The organism is Herbiconiux gentiana, from assembly GCF_024978135.1.
Taxonomy (GTDB): Bacteria; Actinomycetota; Actinomycetes; order Actinomycetales; family Microbacteriaceae; genus Herbiconiux; species Herbiconiux gentiana.
The window spans coordinates 188,225-206,126 of sequence record NZ_JANTEZ010000004.1 but is presented as its reverse complement, the minus strand read 5'-3'; the positions used below and the strand labels follow the sequence as shown (position 1 = coordinate 206,126).

Sequence of the window (17,902 nt, the reverse complement as noted above, 5' to 3'; positions counted from 1 at the left end):
CGATGCCCCTCCGGTAGCATCGTGCCCTCGACCACGGAAGGGGCCCGATGCCCGAGGACCGCGCCCCCCGCGACCCCCAGCTGCCCGGCCGGGAGCCCACGGCTGCCTCGGCCCTCGACGGCTTCCGGCTGCTGCCGCGCCGGAAGCTCCCGGTCATCCCGCCGAAAGGCGAGCCGTGGGGCGGGCTGCTCCGGCCCGCCACCCTCGTCTGGCTCGCCATCGGGATCGTGCTGGTGGTGGCGGTCGTCGTCGGATTGACGACCTCCCGGTCATCCGCCCCCACCACCCTCGAGGGGGCCACCGCCGAGGTGACGGGGCAGGCCGACGAGCTCACGGCCACCCTGCCCGAACCGCCGGTCGCGGTGCAGGACGACTCGGCCGTCGAGCCCTGCGTCGACGGCGGCGATCGCCGGCAGTACGCCCTGCAGCGGGTGCTCACGCTCGCGCCGGGATTCGACGCGGCGGCCTGGGCCGCGGAGCTCGAGGACGCCTACCGGGCGAAGGACTGGAACGTCGTGACCGACACCGCCGGGGACGACGGGGTGACGAGCATCCGCCTGATCGGCCTGAACCTCGTGCCGCTCACCGCCCGGATCGCCCCGACCGCCGACGGCAGCACGGTGACCCTGAGCAGCATCTCGCGCTGCGCCGCGGCCGACGGGCCCGCCGACCCGGCCTGATCAGGCCCCCGCGAAGAACGCCCCGATCGCGGCCGACAGCGCCACCAGGTCGTCGACGTGGGCCAGCTCACGCGCCGAGTGCATCGAGAGCAGCGGAACCCCCACGTCGACCGTGCGGATGCCGAGCCGCGTCGCGGTGAGCGGCCCGATCGTCGAGCCGCAGGGCACGGTGTTGTTCGACACGAACTCCTGGTAGGCGACACCGGCCTGCTCGCAGGCCCGCCGCCAGAGCGCCGCGCCGTGCGCGTCGGTGGCGTAGCGCTGGTTGGCGTTGATCTTCAGCAGGGGCCCGCCGCCCGCGATCGGCCGGTTCACCGGGTCGTGCTTCTCGGGGTAGTTCGGATGCACGGAGTGACCGGCATCGGACGACAGACACCACGAGGCGGCGAACGCCCGTGCCTGCTCGTCGGCCTCGGCGCCGAGGCCGTTCTGCACCCGCCCCAGCACGTCGGACAGGAGCGGCCCGCTCGCGCCCGAGCGCGACTCGGAGCCGAGCTCCTCGTGGTCGAAGGCCGCGAGCACCGAGACGGTGTCGCCGGTGGACCCCACCGTGAGGAGCGCCGCGAGGCCGGCGTGCACGGAGCTGAGGTTGTCCATCCGCCCGGCGGCGAAGAGCGCGTCGTCGAGGCCAAAACGGGCGGGCGCGGCGGTGTCGGCGGTAAGCACGTCGTAGCCGGCCACCTCGTCGACGTCGACGTCGGCCGCGCGAGCGAGCACCGCCAGCAGGTCGGCCTGGGCCAGCTCGCCGACGCCGAAGACGGGCGCGGTGTGCCGCTGCCGGTCGAGGGTGAGGCCGGTGTTGGCGTCGCGGTCGAGGTGGATCGCGAGCTGCGGGATGCGCAGGAACGGGCCCGTGCGGGTGAGGTGCTCGCTGCCGTCGCGGAGGACGAGCCGGCCGGCCAGCTCGAGCTCGCGGTCGAGCCAGGAGTTCAGCAGCGGGCCGCCGTAGATTTCGACGCCCGCCTGCAGCCAGCCGTTCGACCCGGTGGTCGGCTTCGGCTTGAGCTTGAAGCCGGGGGAGTCGGTGTGGGCGCCGAGCGCCCGGAACGGGGTCAGCGGTGTGGCGCCCTCGGGCACGACCCACGCCACGACCGCGCCGTCGCGCACGATCACGAACCGGCCGGGGCCGCTCGGCCACTCCTCGCGCTCGTCGAGGGCGGTGAAGCCGGCCTCCACCAGACGCCGCCTGGTCTCGGCGGCCGCGTGGTACGACGACGGCGAGGCCTGGATGAAGGCGGCGAAGTCATCGACGTGCGCGGCGGTGTCGGGGTGGGGGGCGGTGGGGGTCATGCGTCCATCCAACCACCCGGGCACGAGGCGGCCGGCGCGCGGCGGCGCGGGTCAGCGGCGCAGGCGGTCCAGCACGCGCCGCTCCTTCTCGGGGGAGAGCCCGAGCGCCGGCCGGTCGGCGCGCTGCGGCGCGACGCCGCCCTGCTCGCCGAGCCACGCCCAGGTGTCGGCGACCGTCGCTGCGAGCGGCCGCAACACCAGCCCCGTCCCGAGCGCCTTCGACACGTCCGAACCGTGCAGCGCATCGTGGTCGCGACCGGCCGGCAGCCACACGGGCAGCTCGATCCACGGCTCGACGCCCTCCTCGAGCAGTACGTCCTCCGGCACCCAGGTCAGCTGCACCGGCGGCGACCCGGGAGCACCGGCCACGGCGGCGCAGGTCTCGAGCAGCTCACCCATCGTGTGCCGACCGGCCGGCGTCACCGCGTCGATCGCGACGCTCCGCCCCGGGTCGGGCGGCACAGCCTCGGGCAGAGCGAGCACCCACCAGGCGAGATCCCGCGCATCGATGTACTGGATGCCCGCCCCCGCCTCACCCGGCGCGACCACCTCGCCGCCCCGGGCCATCCGCGTGAGCCACCAGGGCAGCCGCCCGACGTCCTCCCACGGCCCGAGGATCAGCCCCGGCCGCACCAGGAGCCCCCGCCCGCCGAACGCCTCCTCCACCGCCCGTTCGCCGCCGGCCTTCCGCGCGGCGTAGTCGCCGACGTCCGGCCCGTCGGCCGCCACCACGGCCGCGGTCTCGTCGGCCCCCGCCCCGGGATCGGCGTACACCGACCGGCTCGAGATGACGCAGTACCGCTCGGCCAGCGGCTCGAGGAGGCGGGCGCTCTCTTCCACGGCCTCGGGCTCCCACGACCAGGTGTCGACGACGAGGTCGTACCGGTAGCCGTCGCCGGCCGACGCGGCATTCTCCTGGCGCAGAGCGTGGGCGAGAGCATCCGGACGCCGCCGATCGGCCACCAGCGACCTCGCACCCACCGGAGCCGGCCGGTGCCCCCGGTTCAGCACGGTCACCTCGGCGCCCTGGGCCAGCGCCGCCTCGACGACCGCCCGCCCGACGAAGCCCGTTCCACCCAGCACCAGCACGCGATCGACCATGGTCTGAGTGAACCAGCTCGGGTCGGTGGGTTCCACCGTGTCTGCCGAGGGCAGAGCGCCGCGGCGGCGATGGCCCCGCGTCGTCTCCCGGCCCGCCCGGAGGTGACGGTCGGGTTCGTGGGCTACGGTCGTGGGTCGGAGCGGTGCGCCGGATGGCGCGCCGGAGAGGGAGCGGATGCACAGGCGAGGGGCGGGCGCATCGATCGCCCTGGGGCTGTCGGTCGTCGCGCTGGTGCCGCTGCTGCTGAGCGGATGCGCGTCGAGCCCGACCGGGGCCCTGTCGCGCATGGCGCACCTCGATCAGGGCACCCCCGTCGCCGACCACATCGTTCCGCCCGTCGTGCCGAACGTCGACGCCGACCTCGTGGACTCGAGCGTGCGCCTGCTCGCCGAGCACGACGGCACCGCCTTCTGGGTCGGAGCGAGCACTGCCGACGACGTCTGCTTCATCGCCGCGCCGGCGCCGGCCGACCTGCTCGCGACCCCGTCGCCCACCACCACCGGCGCGACCGGCGCGGTCGGCACGCCGACTCCGAGCCCCACGGCGTCGGCGTCGGTCTCGCAGGGCTTCGGTCCGCCGACGACCGCGGCGCCCAGCCTGCCGGTTCCGTCGCTCGCACTCGATCAGCCCGAGGCGGTCTGCCTCTCGCCCGACTCCTTCGGCTCCCACGGCGCGACTCTCCGCCTAGGCGCCGAAGGCACCCGCGTCTGGCTGCACACCGAGTACATGACGGTCGGCACCGGCTGGGTGCCGATCGCGCAGAACATCGCCGTCCGCGCCTGACCGGCCCTGGCCGGCCGTGGCCGGCTCTGACCGGCCCTGACCGGCCCTGACCGGCCCTGACCGGCCCTGACCGGCCCTGACCGGCCCTGACCGGCCCTGACCGGCCCTGACCGGCCCTGACCGGCCCTGACCGGCCTTGACCGGTCCACGCGCTGCCGGGTGGCACGCTCCGAACCGCGCGCCTTCGGCCAGAATCGACGGATGAGCTCTCCTGACGCCGACCCTGCCGCTCACCCTGACGCTGCCGCTCACCCTAACGCTGACGCAGACGCGTCACCCGTCGCCGGCGCTGCCGATGATGCTGGCCGCGCTGCCGCTGCTCCTGGTGCTGATGCCGACGGCGCTGCCACTGATGCCGGCGGTGACCGGGTCAGTGTCACCACGGATGCCGGGCAAGTCGGCACCATCGCGGTCGAGGTCGTCACCGTGTTCACCGACGACGCAGGCCACCACGGGAACCCCCTCGGCATCGTCGTGTCGAGCGAACGCACCCGGGGTGCCGAGCAGTCGATCGCGACGGCACTCGGCTTCAGCGAGACCGTCTTCTTCGACGGGCTCACGCACCACGACAGCACCGAACCCGGCGGGCCGTCGGGCGACGAGCCTGCGGGCGTCGAATTTGCGGGCGTCGAACCAGCCCGCGTCGAACCAGTAGGCGGCGGGGCAGCGGGTGGCGGGGCGGGTGGCCGCCGGGCGAGCATCCGCATCTTCACACCCGCCCGGGAGCTGCCGTTCGCCGGGCACCCCTGTGTGGGCACCGCCTGGTGGCTCGCACGGCGCGGCACCCCGGTGGCCGCCCTCGACACCCCGGCCGGCCGGGTGACGGTGCGCGAGGCGGGCGAGCTCGTCTGGATCACCGGGCGCGCGGACTGGTCGCCCGACTTCGCCTTCGCGGAGCTGGGCTCGCCGGCCGAGGTGGACGCGCTCGACCCGGCGGACTTCCCCGAGGGCCGGCACTACCCGTGGGCGTGGGTCGACGAGGCGGCCGGTCACCTGCGGTCGCGGATGTTCGCCCCCGCCCTCGGCGTGCCGGAGGACCAGGCGACCGGCTCGGCCGCGGTCGCCCTGACCACCCGCCTGGGCCGCGACCTCACCATCGACCAGGGTGTCGGCGCTCGCCTGCGCACCCGCCTCCTGCCCGACGGTACGGTCGAGGTCGGCGGCCGCACGGCGCCGGCCGAACCGCGCACGCTCTCGCTGCGTCGACGGGCGCCCAGCGACCAGTAGCGCCGACTACGCGCGGCAGAGCCCCTACCGTCGGGGCCCGCCACCGAACCCGATGCCGGGCCCCCGATGCCCGGCCCCCACCGGACGCCGACACCGGCCCGACACTGCCCCCGCCCACCGCGCCGACCCGACGCGTGCCCAGACCACCGGCCCGACCCGACGCGTGCGCAGACCACCGGCCCAACCCGACGCATGCGCAGACCACCGGCCCGACCCGACGCGTGCCCAGACCACCGGCCCGACCCGACGCGTGCCCAGACCACCGGCCCAACGCGAGCCGGGCCCGGCCACCGGCCCGACCCGACGCGTGCCAAGACCACCGCGCCGACCCGATGCGGGCCCAGACCACAGGCCCGGCCCGGCCCGACACGTGCCGGGGCCGGGCCGGCCGCGCCCCTAGTGCCCCAGCGCCGGCTCCGGCGCCGTGGCCGCCGCCTCGCCCGAGCGCTCGTCGGGCACGACGTCGCCGACGGTCAGCCCCTGACCCTTGCGCCGGAACAGCAGCGCCGCGATCACCGCCCCCACCGCGAAGAACCCGGCCCCCCACCAGTACGCGGTGGCGTAGCTGTGCACGGCGGCCTGCGCCGCCACCTCGGCGGTCGCCGGCAGGTTGTCGGCGACGTAGTTCGCGGCGGCGGTCGCGGCGAGCGTGTTCAGCAGGGCCGTGCCGATCGACCCGCCCACCTGCTGCGAGGTGTTCACCATGGCGGAGGCGACGCCGGCGAAGCGCCGGTCGACCCCCAGCGTCGCCGTCTGGATCGACGCCGGCATGATCGTGCCCATCGCGAGCCCGAGCACCATCAGCGGCGGCATCACGTCGAGCGCGTAGACGGCCGTGACGTCGAGGTGCGTGAGGTAGACCATCCCGAGAGCGGCCAGCGTCATGCCGATCGGCACCATCACCTTGGGCCCGAAGCGCGGCACGAAGATGTTCGTCGACAGCTGCGCCGCCGTGATCAGCAGCAGGATCATCGGCAGGAACGACAGCCCCGTCTGGATCGGCGTGTACCCGAGCGTCGTCTGCAGGTAGTAGGTGACGAACAGGAAGATGCCGAACATGCCCGCACCCGCGATCAGCACCGAGCTGTAGGCGGCCCCGCGGTTGCGGTCGAGCACGATGGCGAGAGGCAGCAGCGGATGCGCGGCCCGCCGCTGCCAGAGCACGAACGCCACCAGCAGAACGACACTCGCGGCGAGCATGCCCCAGGTCAGCGGCGAGTCCCAGTCGTTGGTCTCGGCGCTGGAGAACCCGTAGACGAGGGCGAACAGGGCGCTGGAGACCAGCACGGTGCCCGGCAGGTCGAGCTTGGGGCGGGCGCCCTCCCGCGTGGGGGTCGTCACGAAGATCAGCGCGCCGATGATCGCCACGACCGCGATCACGACGTTGATGTAGAGGTTCCACCGCCAGCTGAAGTTCTCGGTGAGCAGCCCGCCGAGCAGCAGGCCCACGGCGCCGCCCGCACCGGCGATCGCGCCGAAGATGCCGAACGCGCGCGCCCGCTCCTTCGGGATGGTGAAGGTCGTGGTGAGCACGGCGAGAGCGGTCGGGGCGAGCAGGGCGCCGAACGCACCCTGCAGCGCGCGGGCCGCCACGAGCAGGCCGAAGCTGTCGGCGGCACCGCCCAGGGCGCTGGCCGCGGCGAAGCCGACCAGGCCGATGATGAAGGCGCGCTTGCGCCCGATGAGGTCGGACAGGCGGCCGCCGAGCAGCAGCAGGCTGCCGAAGGCGAGGGAGTAGGCGGTGACGATCCACTGGCGGTCGCCGTCGGAGAAGCCGAGGTCGGCCTGGGCGGAGGGCAGCGCGATGTTGACGACTGTCGCGTCGAGCACGACCATCAGCTGGGCGAGTGCGACCGTGGTGAGGGTGAGCCAGCGGCGCGAAGAATTTTCAGGCATGGAGGGACTATATACGGAACTGATCAGTTTCGGATACCATTGGTTCTGTAAATGATCCGAACACCCGAAGGAGGAGCCGCGACGATGCCGCTCGACCTCATCGACTCCGACCCCGCGTCCGCCCCCGACCGGCCCGAGAGACCCGGCCGCCCCGGCCGCCGTCGCGATCACTCCCGCGACCCCGAGATCCTCGACGCGGCCATCGAGGTGCTCGCCGAGGAGGGCTACGACGGCATGACCATGGAGATGGTCGCCGCCCGGGCGAAGGCCGGAAAGGCCACGCTCTACCGCCGCTGGCCGTCCAAGGGCGAGCTCGTCGTCGACGCGGTGGCGTGCATGAAGTCCCGCGACCTCGACCTCGACAACCTTCCCGACACGGGCACGCTGCGCGGCGACCTCGTGGCGATGATCAAGCCCCGCACGCTCGAGGAGGCCGACCGCAAGATGCAGGTCATGGCGGGCCTGATGTCGGTGCTCTCGCGCTCTCCCGAACTGGTCGAGGCCATCAACGCGGCCATCGTCGCCCCCCGCGCCGAGGTCAACCGGCGCCTGATCGAGCGGGCCATCGCCCGGGGTGAGATCTCGGCCGACATCGACGTCAACGTCCTCGCCCTGGTGGCCCCGTCGATGACGGCCTACCGGCTGCTCGTCACCCAGCGGCCGGTCGACCGCGAGTACCTGCTGTCGATCATCGACGGTATCGTGCTGCCGGCGGTCGGCCTCCGGGCACCGCGCGCCTAGCCGCTCGTCGTCCCGATCGGTGCGGGGGGCGGATGCGCGAGCAGGGTCGCCCGGGCGGCCGCCGCCGCGCATCCGCTCGCCCGGCTACCCCGCCAGCAGCGCCTCGGTGCGCTGCCACAGTTCACGCGCGAGCGCCGGGTCGTCGGCACCCCTCCGGATGGCGGCCGGCGCCCGCTTGACGTAGTAGCCGCCGCTCTGCCAGTCGACGCCCGGGGTGCCCGCGGCGAGCCAGACGAGCGTCTCGGCGCCCTGCTCGGGGGTGCGCAGGAACCGCTTCAGCACCGAGGTGTAGAGCAGGCGCAGAGCGCTGTCGGTCTCGCCGGCGAAGCTCGTCGAGACCACCCCCGGGTGGAACGCGGCCGCCGACACGCCCTGCCCGTGGAACCGCCGGTGCAGTTCCCGCACGAAGAGCAGGTTGGCGAGCTTCGCGGTTCCGTAGGCGCGCTCGGGGCTGTAGCCCTGCCGGGCCTCGAGGTCGCTGAAGTCGAACGAACCGTAGCGGTGGGCGATGCTCGAGGTGGCGATGACGCTGGCGCGGCTCTCGATCAGCCGCGGCAGCAGCAGTTCGGTGAGGAGGAACGGGGCGAGGTGGTTCACCTGCAGCGTCAGCTCGTGCCCGTCGACCGTCTCGGTGCGCGGGCCCATGATGCCGCCGGCGTTGTTCGCCAGCACGTCGATGCGCTCGTACCGCTCGAGCAGCGTCGCACCGAGCTCGCGCACCTCGTCGAGCCTCGAGAAGTCGCTGAGCAGCCACTCGGCGCCCATCGATTCGGCGACCGACCGCGTCTTCTCGGCCGACCGCCCCACGACGACGACGGTGTGCCGTTCGCTGAGGGCGCGGGTGGCCGCCGCTCCGATGCCGTCGCTCGCTCCCGTGATCACGATGACCTTGCCCGCCATGCGCCTGCTCCTCGTCGTCGGTGCCCGTGCGGGCGGCCCGTGCGTCGCCTGTCGGGCGAGCTGCCGGTCGCCTCGATCGGGCGACCCTTCCGCACCCTATCCCGGCCCGCTGTCGGCGGCCCGCACTACCCTGAACCCGACCCCAGGGAGGCCCCATGATCGTCGCCGGCGACCACGTGCTCTACAGCGCCACCGACCTCACGGCCGCGGCGGTCTGCGAGTTCGCCCTGGTGCGCCGCCTCGACGCCAAGCTCGGCCGCATCGAGCCCGTGCCCGAGCTCGTCGACGAGATGCTCGAGCGCACCGCCCGCCTCGGCGACGCACACGAGCTGCGCACCCTCGAGGCGTTCCGCGAGCTCTACGGCGCCTTCGACGGAGTGCAGCCGCGCGGGGTCGCCGAGATCCCGCGGCCCGACCGTCCGACCCCCGAGGCGCTCCTCGAGCACCAGCGGCTCACGCTCGACGCCCTCCGCGGCGGGGCCGACGTCGTCTTCCAGGCGACCTTCTTCGACGGGCGGTTCCTGGGGTTCGCCGACTTCCTCGTGAAGGTCCCGGTCGGCGCCTCGGGGCAGCCTGCCGCCGGGGTGGGCCCGGGCGCGCCCGGAACATCCGCCCCCCACCGCTACGAGGTCTACGACACCAAGCTCGCCCGGCACACCAAGATCACGGCGCTGCTGCAGCTCGCCGCCTACGCCGACCAGCTCGACCGCCTCGCCGTGCCGCTCGGCGACCAGGTGCACCTGCTGCTCGGAGACGGCAGCCGCTCCACCCACGAGCTCCGCGACATCCTCCCGGTCTACCTAGATCGCCGGCGGCGGCTCGAGGCCCTGCTCGACGAGCGGATGCACGAGCCCGCCGTGCGCTGGGGAGACCCCCGCTACGCCATCTGCGGCCGCTGCGAGGTGTGCGCGCCCGAGGTCGAGGCGCACGACGACCTGCTGCTGGTGGCGGGCATCCGCGTGGCCCAGCGTGCCAAGCTGCGGGCGGCCGGCATCGCGACGCTCGACGAGCTGGCGCTGTCGGCCGGGCCGGTCGACGGTCTGCCCGCCGGCACCCTCGAGAACCTGCGCGACCAGGCCCGCATGCAGCGCGACGGCCGCAGCGGGCTGGCCGCCCGCGTCTACGACACCACCGCGCTCGACGGGCTGCCCGAGCCCGACCCGGGAGACATCTTCTTCGACTTCGAGGGCGACCCCCTCTACTCCGAGGGCGATGGAGCCGACTGGGGCCTCGACTACCTCTTCGGCCTGATCGAGCACGACCCCTCGCGCCCTGGCGAGACCGTCTTCCGACCGTACTGGGCGCACTCCTACGCCGAGGAGAAGGAGGCGCTGCGCGGGTTCCTCGACCACGTCACCGAGCGCCTGCGCACCCACCCCGGCCTGCACGTCTACCACTACGCCAACTACGAGCGCGCCCATCTGCAGATGCTCTGCGCCCGGCACGGCGTGGGGGAGGAGCAACTCGACGAGCTGCTGCGCGGCAACGTGCTCGTCGACCTGTATCCGGTGGTGAAGAAGAGCGTGCGCGTGAGCTCGCGCTCGTACAGCCTGAAGAAGCTTGAGCCGCTGTACATGGGCGACCAGCTGCGGCAGAGCGATGTCACCAACGGAGCCGACTCGATCACGGCGTACGTGCACTACACGTCGCTCCGCGAGGCGGGTCGTACCGACCCGGCCGCTGCGCGCGAGGCCGACCGGCAGCTGGCCGACATCGCGGACTACAACGAGTACGACTGCCTCTCGACGCTGCGGTTGCGCGACTGGCTGCTGGCGCGGGCGGCCGAGCTCGACGCGGGGCCGTTGGCGGCGTCGCGGGCGGGCACGGCAGGCGCTGCGGGCGGTGCGTTCGCTGCGGTCTCCGGCGGTCTCGTCGATGCGGATGCTCGTGGGGGCGGTGAGCCCGACCCCGACGACCCGTCCTCCTTCGAGTTCGAGGAGAGCCCGCTGCACCGCGACCTGCTGGCGCACGCCGCCGCCATCGCGGCCGCTGCCGACCGCGGCCCCACGCAGCCGGGCCCTGCCGCCCACGGCGACCCCGCGCATCCGGACCCTGCTGCCCACGGCGACTCCGCGCATCCGGACCCTGCTGCCCACGGTGACTCCGCGCATCCGGACCCTGCTGCCCACCACGACCCCCAGCATCCCGGCGCTGCCGCCCACGGCGACCCCGAACATCCCGGCGCTGCCGCCCACGGCGACCCCGAACATCCGGGCGCTGCCGACCACGGCGACCCCGAGCATCCTGACCCCGCCCCCCGCCACGACGCAGTGCCCCGCCGCGACCCCGCCCACCCGGCCGCCGCGGGCCGCAGCGCCGACGAACTGGCGGTCGCGGTGGCAGCCGCCGCCATCGACTACCACCGCCGCGAAGACAAGTCCTTCTGGTGGGACCACTTCAACCGCCTCGAGCAGCCCCTCGACGAGTGGTCGGACACCCGCGACGTCCTCACCGTCGAGGCCGTCGTCGTCGACCGCCCCTGGTACCGCAACCCGGGCCAGCGTGCCGACCGCCGCGAGCTCCGCCTCCGCGGCACGCTCGCTCCCGGCAGCCGCCTCGACCCCGGAGCCGGCGGACGCTTCTTCGTCTACGACCCGCCGCATCCGTGGCCGGCCCCGCGCACCCGCCCGGCCGACCGGGTGGCGCACGCCCGCACGGTGCTGCGCGAGGTGCTCGAACTGCCCAACGGGGTGACCCAGTACGTCTTCGAGGAGGCCCTAACCGTCGGCGCCGACCCGTACGAGACCCTGCCGATCGCGGTGGCCCCCGCCGCCCCGCCGAAGACCACGTCCCTCCAGGTCGCGATCGCCGAATGGGGCCGCGCCCTCGCCGACTCCCTGGACGGCTTTGTCGGCCACACGCTGGCCGGCCCTGTCGCCGACACCCTCGCCGGCCCGCGCATCCCACCGTCGTTCCCGAACGACGCCGCCGTCGACATCCTCCGTCGCCGCGCCCCCCGTCGCCGCGACGGCCGCCCCCTCGAACCGGTCGCCGATCACCCCCGAGGCGCCATCGACGCCATCCGTGACTCGCTGCTCGCCCTCGATGACTCCTACCTCGCCGTGCAGGGCCCACCCGGAACCGGGAAGACCTACACCGGAGCCCGCGTCGTCGCCGACCTCGTCCGCGACCACGGCTGGCGCGTCGGCGTCGTCGCCCAGTCGCACGCGGTCGTCGAGAACATGCTCTCGGCCGTGGTCGGCGCCGGCGTCGACCCGTCCCTGGTGGGCAAGGTCAGCGAGAATCCGGATGCCCGCTTCACCGCCCTGCCGAAGAACGGTCACCGCCGCTTCATGGACGCCGCATCCGCGAACGGCACCGGCGCGGTCATCGGCGGCACGGCCTGGGACTTCACCAACCCCACTCGCGTCGACCGCCGCGAACTCGACCTCCTCGTCGTCGACGAAGCCGGACAGTACTCCCTCGCCAACACCATCGCCGTGAGTGTCGCGGCCAGGAACCTCCTCCTCCTGGGCGACCCGCAGCAGCTGCCGCAGGTCACCCAGGGAACGCACCCCGAACCGGTCGACTCCTCGGCCCTCGGCTGGCTCACCGAGGGCCACGACGTCCTGCCGCCCACGCTCGGCTACTTCCTGGCGGTCAGCTGGCGCATGCACCCGGCCGTCTGCGCCCCGGTCAGCGCGCTCTCTTACGAGGGCGAACTCCACGCGGAGCCCACGGCCACTACGTCCCGCTCCCTCGAGGGTGTCCGCCCCGGCCTGCACCTGCACCCGCTGCTCCACCACGGCAACTCCACCGACTCACCCGAGGAGGCCGAACGCGTCGTCACCCTCGTCCGCGCCACCGTCGGCCGCCCCTGGCACGACCCGTCCGACCCCCCGCCCGCCGCCCCGAATCCCGCGCCCTCGCCCGCCGCGTCGGATTCCGCCGCCTCGCGTACTGCCGCGGAGCCTGCCCCCTCGCGCGCCGCCGTGGAGTCTGCACCCTCGCGCGCCGCCGCGGAGTCCGCCCCCTCGAGCACCGGCGCAGACTCCGCCCCCTCGCCCGCCGCGTCGGATTCCGCCTCCTCGCCCGCCGCGGCCACGAACCCACGGGTGACCGCCGGGCGCCCCCTGCTCCCCGACGACATCATCGTCGTCGCGCCCTACAACGCCCAGGTCGAGCGGCTCCGCGCCCACCTCACCGCCGCCGGATTCCCCGGCGTCCGGGTCGGCACGGTCGACAAGTTCCAGGGCCAGGAGGCCCCCGTCGCGATCATCTCGCTCGCCGCCTCCTCGGCGGCCGACGTCCCGCGCGGAATCGCATTCCTCCTCATGAAGAACCGCCTCAACGTGGCCATCTCGCGAGCCAAATGGGCGGCGCACCTCGTCTACTCCCCGGCTCTCACCGACCACCTGCCCCTGAACCCGTCCGAACTGGCGACCCTCTCGGCCTTCCTCCGCCTAACCCACCCGCCAAGCGAGCGAACAGACCCACCCGCCGACTGACCCACCCGCGGCTGACCCACGTCGGCGGCGTCTGGCCAACCACGACGTCAGCGGCCGATTGGGCGAGGCGGCTGGCGGGCGCGCAGCGTCCTACTCGAGCAGCTCCCACGAGCCGCCGACCCGCCGCGTGATCTGCCAGGCGATCGGCTCCACCGACACCCGCGACCCGTCGACGCCCTGCTCGGCGATGAGGTAGGCGGCCTCGTCGGTGTCGGCCGTGAACCGCACCACGACGCGCGGCGACCCCTTCACGACTGCCACGTCGGACGCCTCGACCGTGGTGAAGTCCGCGATGGCCTGCGTCAGCGTCGGCAGCACCTCCTCCGGGCGCACGCCGAGTTCGAGCGATCCGAGGATCATGGTCACGCGGTACGAAGGCATGCCCACAGCGTAGGGGAGGCACAGGTCCGATCCCACCTCCGAAACAGGTCGGCTCCGACCATCCCAACCGACGACGACCAGCCCGAACCGGTGGCGGACGGCGGCCAGGTTCAGGGCCGTGTCGCGGCTGCCCGCGCTACGGTGAGCACATGCAGCAGCTCGTCCTGTTCGAGGCCGTCGGCGAGACGGCGGTGCCGGCGGCGGTCGCCTTCGCACGGGTCGTCCCGCGGGACGACAGCACGCTCTTCCACCGCTTCCTCGTGCTGCCGGGGGTGACGGGCGTCACCGACGCGACCGGCCCGTGGGACACCCCGGGCCGCACCCGAACGGTGCACCTGTCCGACGGCAGCCGCTTCCGCGAGCACCTCGACGTCTACGAGCCGCCCACGCATCCGGATGCTCCGGGCCGCTTCGACTACACCGTGACCGATTACACGAAGACCCTCGCGCATCTCGTGTCCGACGCCGAGGCGCACTGGCGCTTCGAGCCGGCCGGGCCGTCTGGCGAGGGCTCGCGCATCCGCTGGACCTACGGCTTTCGCCCGCTGCCCGGCCGCCGCTTCGTGGTCGCGCACTTGATCGGCCCCATCTGGCGCGCCTACATGCGCCGCAGCATGGCCGTCTGCGTCGCCGCGGCGCACGGCACCGACGGTTACCAGCCGCCCGCCCGCAGGCCCCGCGCCGACGCGCCGGACTCGAGCGGTCCGCGCCCCACCGCATGACAGCGGTTCTGCTGACCGGGGCGCGGGCGCCCGCCACGCTCGATCTCGCGCGGCGCTTCGCCGACGACGGGGTCACCGTGGTCGTGGCCGACAGTCAGCCGACGATCACCGCGGCATCGAAGGCGGTCTCGGCGGCGTACCGGGTTCCGTCGCCTCGATTCCGCTCGGACGAGTTCGCGGCGGCCGTCGAGGGCATCGCCCGTCGGCACGACGTCGATCTCATCGTGCCCACCTGCGAGGAGACGTTCTGGCTCGCCGCGGCGGCCGATCCGTCGGCAGGGGTGCCGGCCCGGGGGCGGCTCCGCGAGCTGCTGTTCGCGCCGCCGCCCGACGTCCTGCGCCGGCTGCACGACAAGGCGGAGTTCGCCGGTCTCCTGGCGGAGCTGGACCTCCCGCATCCCCTCACCGAGGTCATCGACTCGGCGACCGCCTGGCGCCACCGCACCCGAGCTCGCGAGCGCACCCGAGAAGCCATAGCCGGATCGCACGGCGAGAACCTGAACGAACGCACCCGCGGAGCCGCGACTGGATCAGAAGGTGGAAACCTGAACGCCACGCCGCCGTCGCTGCCCCCGCGACTCGTGCTCAAGCCCGCGTTCTCGCGATTCGGCACCCGCACCCGCGTGATCGAGCCACACGAGCCCCTCCCGCACCTGCCTCGGGTCACCCGCCTCGAACGGTGGGTGCTGCAGGAGCACGTGGCGGGCCAGGAGTTCTGCACCTACGCGGTCGCGCTAGACGGTCGGCTCACCGCCTTCGTGGCCTACCGCCCGGTCTGGCGGGCCGGTCGGGGCGGTGACACAGGCGCCGGCGTCGCGTTCGAGCGGCTCGACCCGGCGGCCCCGGCCATGCGCGAGGCGCGACGCATCGCAGACCGGCTCGCCGAGGCCCTCACCCTCACCGGACAATTCGGCCTCGACCTGATCCACCGCCCCGACCACCCCGAGTCACCCGTCGTGGTGCTCGAATGCAACCCGCGGGCGACGAGCGGTATCCACCTCTTCGCCCCCGGCGACCACCTCGCCCGCGCGTTCCTGAACACCCCCGCCGCCCCACCACCTCTTTCGACGCCGTCACCCCCCGCGAACGGCCGAGCCGCGGCCCGCCTGATGGGCTCTGGAGGAGATCTGCCGACGGACTCACGACGAGCAGACGGTGCGCAGACCCCGCCGCCGCCCATCGAGGCCTCCCATGCCACCCGCCGGCTGGGTCTCCCACACGCGATATATCCGCCGCTCGCCGCCCGCGGTGCGCAGTTGTCTACCTACGTGAAGCAGCTGCGTTATCCAAATGCGCTGCGACCCTCCGAGGACCGTATCCCGCTCGCGTCCCTGCTCCGCTCGCTCGCGGAGCAACTGCGACAAGCCCGCCGAGCCCACGCGGGCCTCCTCGCGGCCTCGACCTTCGACCTCGAGTGGAACGGCGAGCCTTTTCCCTCCGAGTCCCCACTGGCGCCGGATGCTCAGACCGGCGCCCACTCCGAACGAACCGGCTGGGCGCGGGCGCTCGTCGACGCGATCGCTGCCGAAGGGGGCGTCTCCGCCGCGGTGACGAACGCGACGTCGGAACTCGGCACCGTGCAGGTGGGCCCCCACGAGCTTCCGCTGACGGTCTCGACACACCGCCGAAGATCGGGCCGAAGGGGCAGCAGCTCGAGGCCGCGACAGGACGGACACGACGCCCCTACGGCCAACGCGACCGCGGTCGCGAGGTCCCAGGCGACCGGGGCCTCCGGGCCAACCCGGACCTCCCGGCCGGCCGGGACCCCCGAATCGGCCGAGACCTTCGGGTCAGCCGGGACCTCCGAGCTGGCCGCGACCGCGCACCCGACCGCGAACTCGCACCCGACCGCGACCGCGAACTCGCACCCGACCGCGAACTCGCACCCGACCGCGAACTCTCAGCCGACCGCGACCTCCCGGCCGGCCGCGACCGCCCACCCCACCCCGAGCTACGTCGTCTCACCCTTCACCCACTACGTCGACTACGCCCGTGAGGAGCTCGGCGAGCTGCGATCGCCTGGGGTGCGCCGGGCGGCGGGCCTGCTGCTGCGCGGGCTCGGGGTGATCCTCGATGCGGCGCGGGTCGATGACGTGGTGCTGGTGGGCAACGGGCTCGTGTCGACCAATTTGCTGCCCAATGTGAGGGAGCGGGAGGTGCAGGAGGTGACGGCGCGGCTGCGGCACGAGCATCCGGGTCGTGCCATCGGCTGGCGGAGCGTGCACGGGCGCGGACAGCTGCTGCCGGACACGCTGCGGCGCAGCGGATACCGGCTGCTCCCGTCGCGGAGCGTCTTCTTCGTGCCCTCCCGCGACGGCGGGTGGCAGGGGCTCCGCGACGTGCGGCGCGACCGCGCGCTCTTCGAGCGGTCGGGGTACGTCGCGGTCCCGGCGCCGATCGACCCGCGCACCGGCGCCTCCGACCTGGCGACGCGCGAACGCATCGTGGAGCTCTACCGCCTGCTCTACCTCGACAAGTACTCGCGCCTGAACCCCGCCTACACGCCGGCGTTCGTCGCGGCGGCGCAGCGGAGCGGGTTCCTCGACTTCACGCTGCTCGTGCGGGGGAGCGGGCCGGCAGCCGGGCGCATCGACGGCGTGATGGGCACGCGCACCGCGCACGGTTTCCTCGCCGCACCCGTCTTCGGCTACGACACCGGCCTCCCGCCCGAGACGGGGCTGTACCGGATGCTCAGCTGGCTCGTCGCCCGCAAGGCCCACGACGAGGGCGCCGAGCTGCACGCCTCGAGCGGGGTCGCCGACTTCAAGCGCCACCGCGGAGGCGAGGCCGAACTCGAGTACACCGCGGTCTACGTGCGGCATCTGCCGTGGCGTCGACGAGCCGCGTGGGGTGTTCTCGAAACCGTGCTGACCCGGGTGGCCGTGCCGCTCCTCGAACGCTACGGCTTGTGATGCGCGGCCTCGACCCACGCTAACCGGTTCGGCGTAGACGCGTGAGGTCGGAACACATGCGTTGGGGGTGCTCTGGTTGCCTGAGCATGGGGCAGGTAGGCATGGGGTGTGACTTCGAACTCCGATGCGGCCCGGCTGCTGGGCACCCGCATTCGGGAGGAGCGCCAGCGCTTCGCGATCAACCAGATGGAACTGGCCGAGCTCGCGGGGCTGCACTTCACAAATCTGGGCAAGATCGAGCGCGGCCAGGCGAATCCGTCGCTGCACACCATTCTGCGCATCGCGGGAGCCCTGAACCTGAACCCCGCCGTGCTGATCGACGGGATGACGCCCGACATGCTGCCTGATCGGCCGCACAAGGTGACGGTGGCCGACTTGATCCGCGCCCGCGAGAACGGCGGCACGGCGTAGGCCCAGCCGCCGCCTGCAGCCGCGCGGACCAAGCCCGCCGAGCGCGCCTGGCGCGCCGCGCCACCCGCCAGCCCCCTCAAAAGCTCACCCGCCACAGGTACTCGTCGCCGTTCGGCCGGAACCACCGCACCACCAGCACCGCCGTGAGCGGCAGCGTGGCGCCGCGGATGGACAGCCGCACCTCCTGGCCAGGTGCGAGCAGCAGCGGGGGGCTCGCCTTCATGAGGCCGGCGCCGAGGAGGCTGAACGAGAGGCCGCGGAGCGGTTCGTCGCCGACGTTCTTCAGGAGGTAGCGCGACGGGGCGCCGCGGCGGTCGAGCCGGAGCGGGACCCGGTAGGCGAGCGGACTGGATCGGGGACGCGCGATGGGGGTGGTGGCCATGAGGCAATATCACCGGGTGCCACTGAC

At 73.6% G+C, this 17,902-nt stretch carries 15 protein-coding genes; 8 read left to right on the top strand and 7 right to left on the bottom strand.

Features of this window, described 5'->3' with window-relative positions:
* Positions 1-47 precede the first annotated feature (47 nt).
* Positions 48-680 carry a hypothetical protein gene (locus NVV95_RS11395; protein WP_259486665.1) on the top strand — a complete coding sequence of 211 codons (633 nt, stop codon included), beginning with the start codon at positions 48-50 and terminating at the stop codon, positions 678-680.
* On the opposite strand, the gene NVV95_RS11390 is transcribed toward NVV95_RS11395, so the two are convergent.
* Positions 681-1,970 carry a M18 family aminopeptidase gene (locus NVV95_RS11390; protein ID WP_259486664.1) on the bottom strand — a complete coding sequence of 430 codons (1,290 nt, stop codon included), beginning with the start codon at positions 1,968-1,970 and terminating at the stop codon, positions 681-683.
* A gap of 51 nt (positions 1,971-2,021) precedes the next feature.
* Positions 2,022-3,107 carry an NAD-dependent epimerase/dehydratase family protein gene (locus NVV95_RS11385; RefSeq protein WP_259486663.1) on the bottom strand — a complete coding sequence of 362 codons (1,086 nt, stop codon included), beginning with the start codon at positions 3,105-3,107 and terminating at the stop codon, positions 2,022-2,024.
* Between the two features lie 139 nt (positions 3,108-3,246).
* Between NVV95_RS11385 and NVV95_RS11380 the strand changes: the two genes are divergently transcribed.
* On the top strand, positions 3,247-3,855 hold the full coding sequence (locus NVV95_RS11380) for a hypothetical protein (RefSeq protein ID WP_259486662.1): 609 nt from the start codon (positions 3,247-3,249) through the stop codon (positions 3,853-3,855).
* Between the two features lie 273 nt (positions 3,856-4,128).
* Here the strand turns inward: NVV95_RS11380 and NVV95_RS11375 are convergent, their stop codons facing one another.
* Positions 4,129-4,308, bottom strand: a complete 180-nt coding sequence (locus NVV95_RS11375; RefSeq protein WP_259486661.1) for a hypothetical protein — start codon at positions 4,306-4,308, stop codon at positions 4,129-4,131.
* Between NVV95_RS11375 and NVV95_RS11370 the strand changes: the two genes are divergently transcribed.
* Positions 4,282-5,082 (top strand): PhzF family protein, encoded by an 801-nt coding sequence (locus tag NVV95_RS11370; protein ID WP_259486660.1) that lies wholly within the window; start codon positions 4,282-4,284, stop codon positions 5,080-5,082. The two genes, NVV95_RS11375 and NVV95_RS11370, sit on opposite strands and share 27 nt — an antisense overlap.
* 396 nt (positions 5,083-5,478) lie before the next feature.
* On the opposite strand, the gene NVV95_RS11365 is transcribed toward NVV95_RS11370, so the two are convergent.
* Positions 5,479-6,978 (bottom strand): MFS transporter, encoded by a 1,500-nt coding sequence (locus NVV95_RS11365; protein ID WP_259486659.1) that lies wholly within the window; start codon positions 6,976-6,978, stop codon positions 5,479-5,481.
* 51 nt (positions 6,979-7,029) lie between these two features.
* Here NVV95_RS11365 and NVV95_RS11360 point away from each other — a divergent pair, with 51 nt between their 5' ends.
* A complete protein-coding gene (locus NVV95_RS11360; protein ID WP_259486658.1) occupies positions 7,030-7,719 on the top strand; it encodes a TetR/AcrR family transcriptional regulator in 690 nt (229 codons plus the stop codon).
* An 84-nt stretch (positions 7,720-7,803) separates the two neighbouring features.
* Here NVV95_RS11360 and NVV95_RS11355 read toward each other — a convergent pair whose 3' ends face one another.
* Positions 7,804-8,619: an SDR family NAD(P)-dependent oxidoreductase gene (locus tag NVV95_RS11355; protein WP_259486657.1), complete on the bottom strand. Its 816-nt coding sequence runs from the start codon at positions 8,617-8,619 to the stop codon at positions 7,804-7,806.
* 155 nt (positions 8,620-8,774) lie between these two features.
* Between NVV95_RS11355 and NVV95_RS11350 the strand changes: the two genes are divergently transcribed.
* Positions 8,775-13,067, top strand: a complete 4,293-nt coding sequence (locus NVV95_RS11350) for a TM0106 family RecB-like putative nuclease (RefSeq protein ID WP_259486656.1) — start codon at positions 8,775-8,777, stop codon at positions 13,065-13,067.
* A gap of 90 nt (positions 13,068-13,157) precedes the next feature.
* On the opposite strand, the gene NVV95_RS11345 is transcribed toward NVV95_RS11350, so the two are convergent.
* Positions 13,158-13,448, bottom strand: a complete 291-nt coding sequence (locus NVV95_RS11345) for a hypothetical protein (RefSeq protein WP_259486655.1) — start codon at positions 13,446-13,448, stop codon at positions 13,158-13,160.
* 149 nt (positions 13,449-13,597) lie between these two features.
* Between NVV95_RS11345 and NVV95_RS11340 the strand changes: the two genes are divergently transcribed.
* From NVV95_RS11340 to NVV95_RS11330, 3 genes are all read left to right on the top strand, one after another.
* On the top strand, positions 13,598-14,170 hold the full coding sequence (locus NVV95_RS11340; RefSeq protein WP_259486654.1) for an SRPBCC family protein: 573 nt from the start codon (positions 13,598-13,600) through the stop codon (positions 14,168-14,170).
* Entirely contained in the window at positions 14,167-17,082 is a 2,916-nt protein-coding gene (locus tag NVV95_RS11335) for a hypothetical protein (protein WP_259486653.1), read from the top strand. Before NVV95_RS11340 ends, NVV95_RS11335 begins: the two co-directional genes overlap by 4 nt.
* Positions 17,083-17,190: 108 nt before the next feature.
* A complete protein-coding gene (locus NVV95_RS11330; RefSeq protein WP_259486652.1) occupies positions 17,191-17,493 on the top strand; it encodes a helix-turn-helix domain-containing protein in 303 nt (100 codons plus the stop codon).
* A gap of 76 nt (positions 17,494-17,569) precedes the next feature.
* On the opposite strand, the gene NVV95_RS11325 is transcribed toward NVV95_RS11330, so the two are convergent.
* Positions 17,570-17,875: a hypothetical protein gene (locus NVV95_RS11325; RefSeq protein WP_259486651.1), complete on the bottom strand. Its 306-nt coding sequence runs from the start codon at positions 17,873-17,875 to the stop codon at positions 17,570-17,572.
* Positions 17,876-17,902: the final 27 nt, after the last annotated feature.

Coding starts and splice junctions, on each gene's coding strand:
- NVV95_RS11395 (WP_259486665.1), top strand. CDS start 48: ATGCCCGAGGACCGCGCCCCCCGCGACCCCCAGCTGCCCGGCCGGGAG.
- NVV95_RS11390 (WP_259486664.1), bottom strand. CDS start 1,970: ATGACCCCCACCGCCCCCCACCCCGACACCGCCGCGCACGTCGATGAC.
- NVV95_RS11380 (WP_259486662.1), top strand. CDS start 3,247: ATGCACAGGCGAGGGGCGGGCGCATCGATCGCCCTGGGGCTGTCGGTC.
- NVV95_RS11365 (WP_259486659.1), bottom strand. CDS start 6,978: ATGCCTGAAAATTCTTCGCGCCGCTGGCTCACCCTCACCACGGTCGCA.
- NVV95_RS11360 (WP_259486658.1), top strand. CDS start 7,030: ATGATCCGAACACCCGAAGGAGGAGCCGCGACGATGCCGCTCGACCTC.
- NVV95_RS11355 (WP_259486657.1), bottom strand. CDS start 8,619: ATGGCGGGCAAGGTCATCGTGATCACGGGAGCGAGCGACGGCATCGGA.
- NVV95_RS11350 (WP_259486656.1), top strand. CDS start 8,775: ATGATCGTCGCCGGCGACCACGTGCTCTACAGCGCCACCGACCTCACG.
- NVV95_RS11345 (WP_259486655.1), bottom strand. CDS start 13,448: ATGCCTTCGTACCGCGTGACCATGATCCTCGGATCGCTCGAACTCGGC.
- NVV95_RS11340 (WP_259486654.1), top strand. CDS start 13,598: ATGCAGCAGCTCGTCCTGTTCGAGGCCGTCGGCGAGACGGCGGTGCCG.
- NVV95_RS11335 (WP_259486653.1), top strand. CDS start 14,167: ATGACAGCGGTTCTGCTGACCGGGGCGCGGGCGCCCGCCACGCTCGAT.
- NVV95_RS11325 (WP_259486651.1), bottom strand. CDS start 17,875: ATGGCCACCACCCCCATCGCGCGTCCCCGATCCAGTCCGCTCGCCTAC.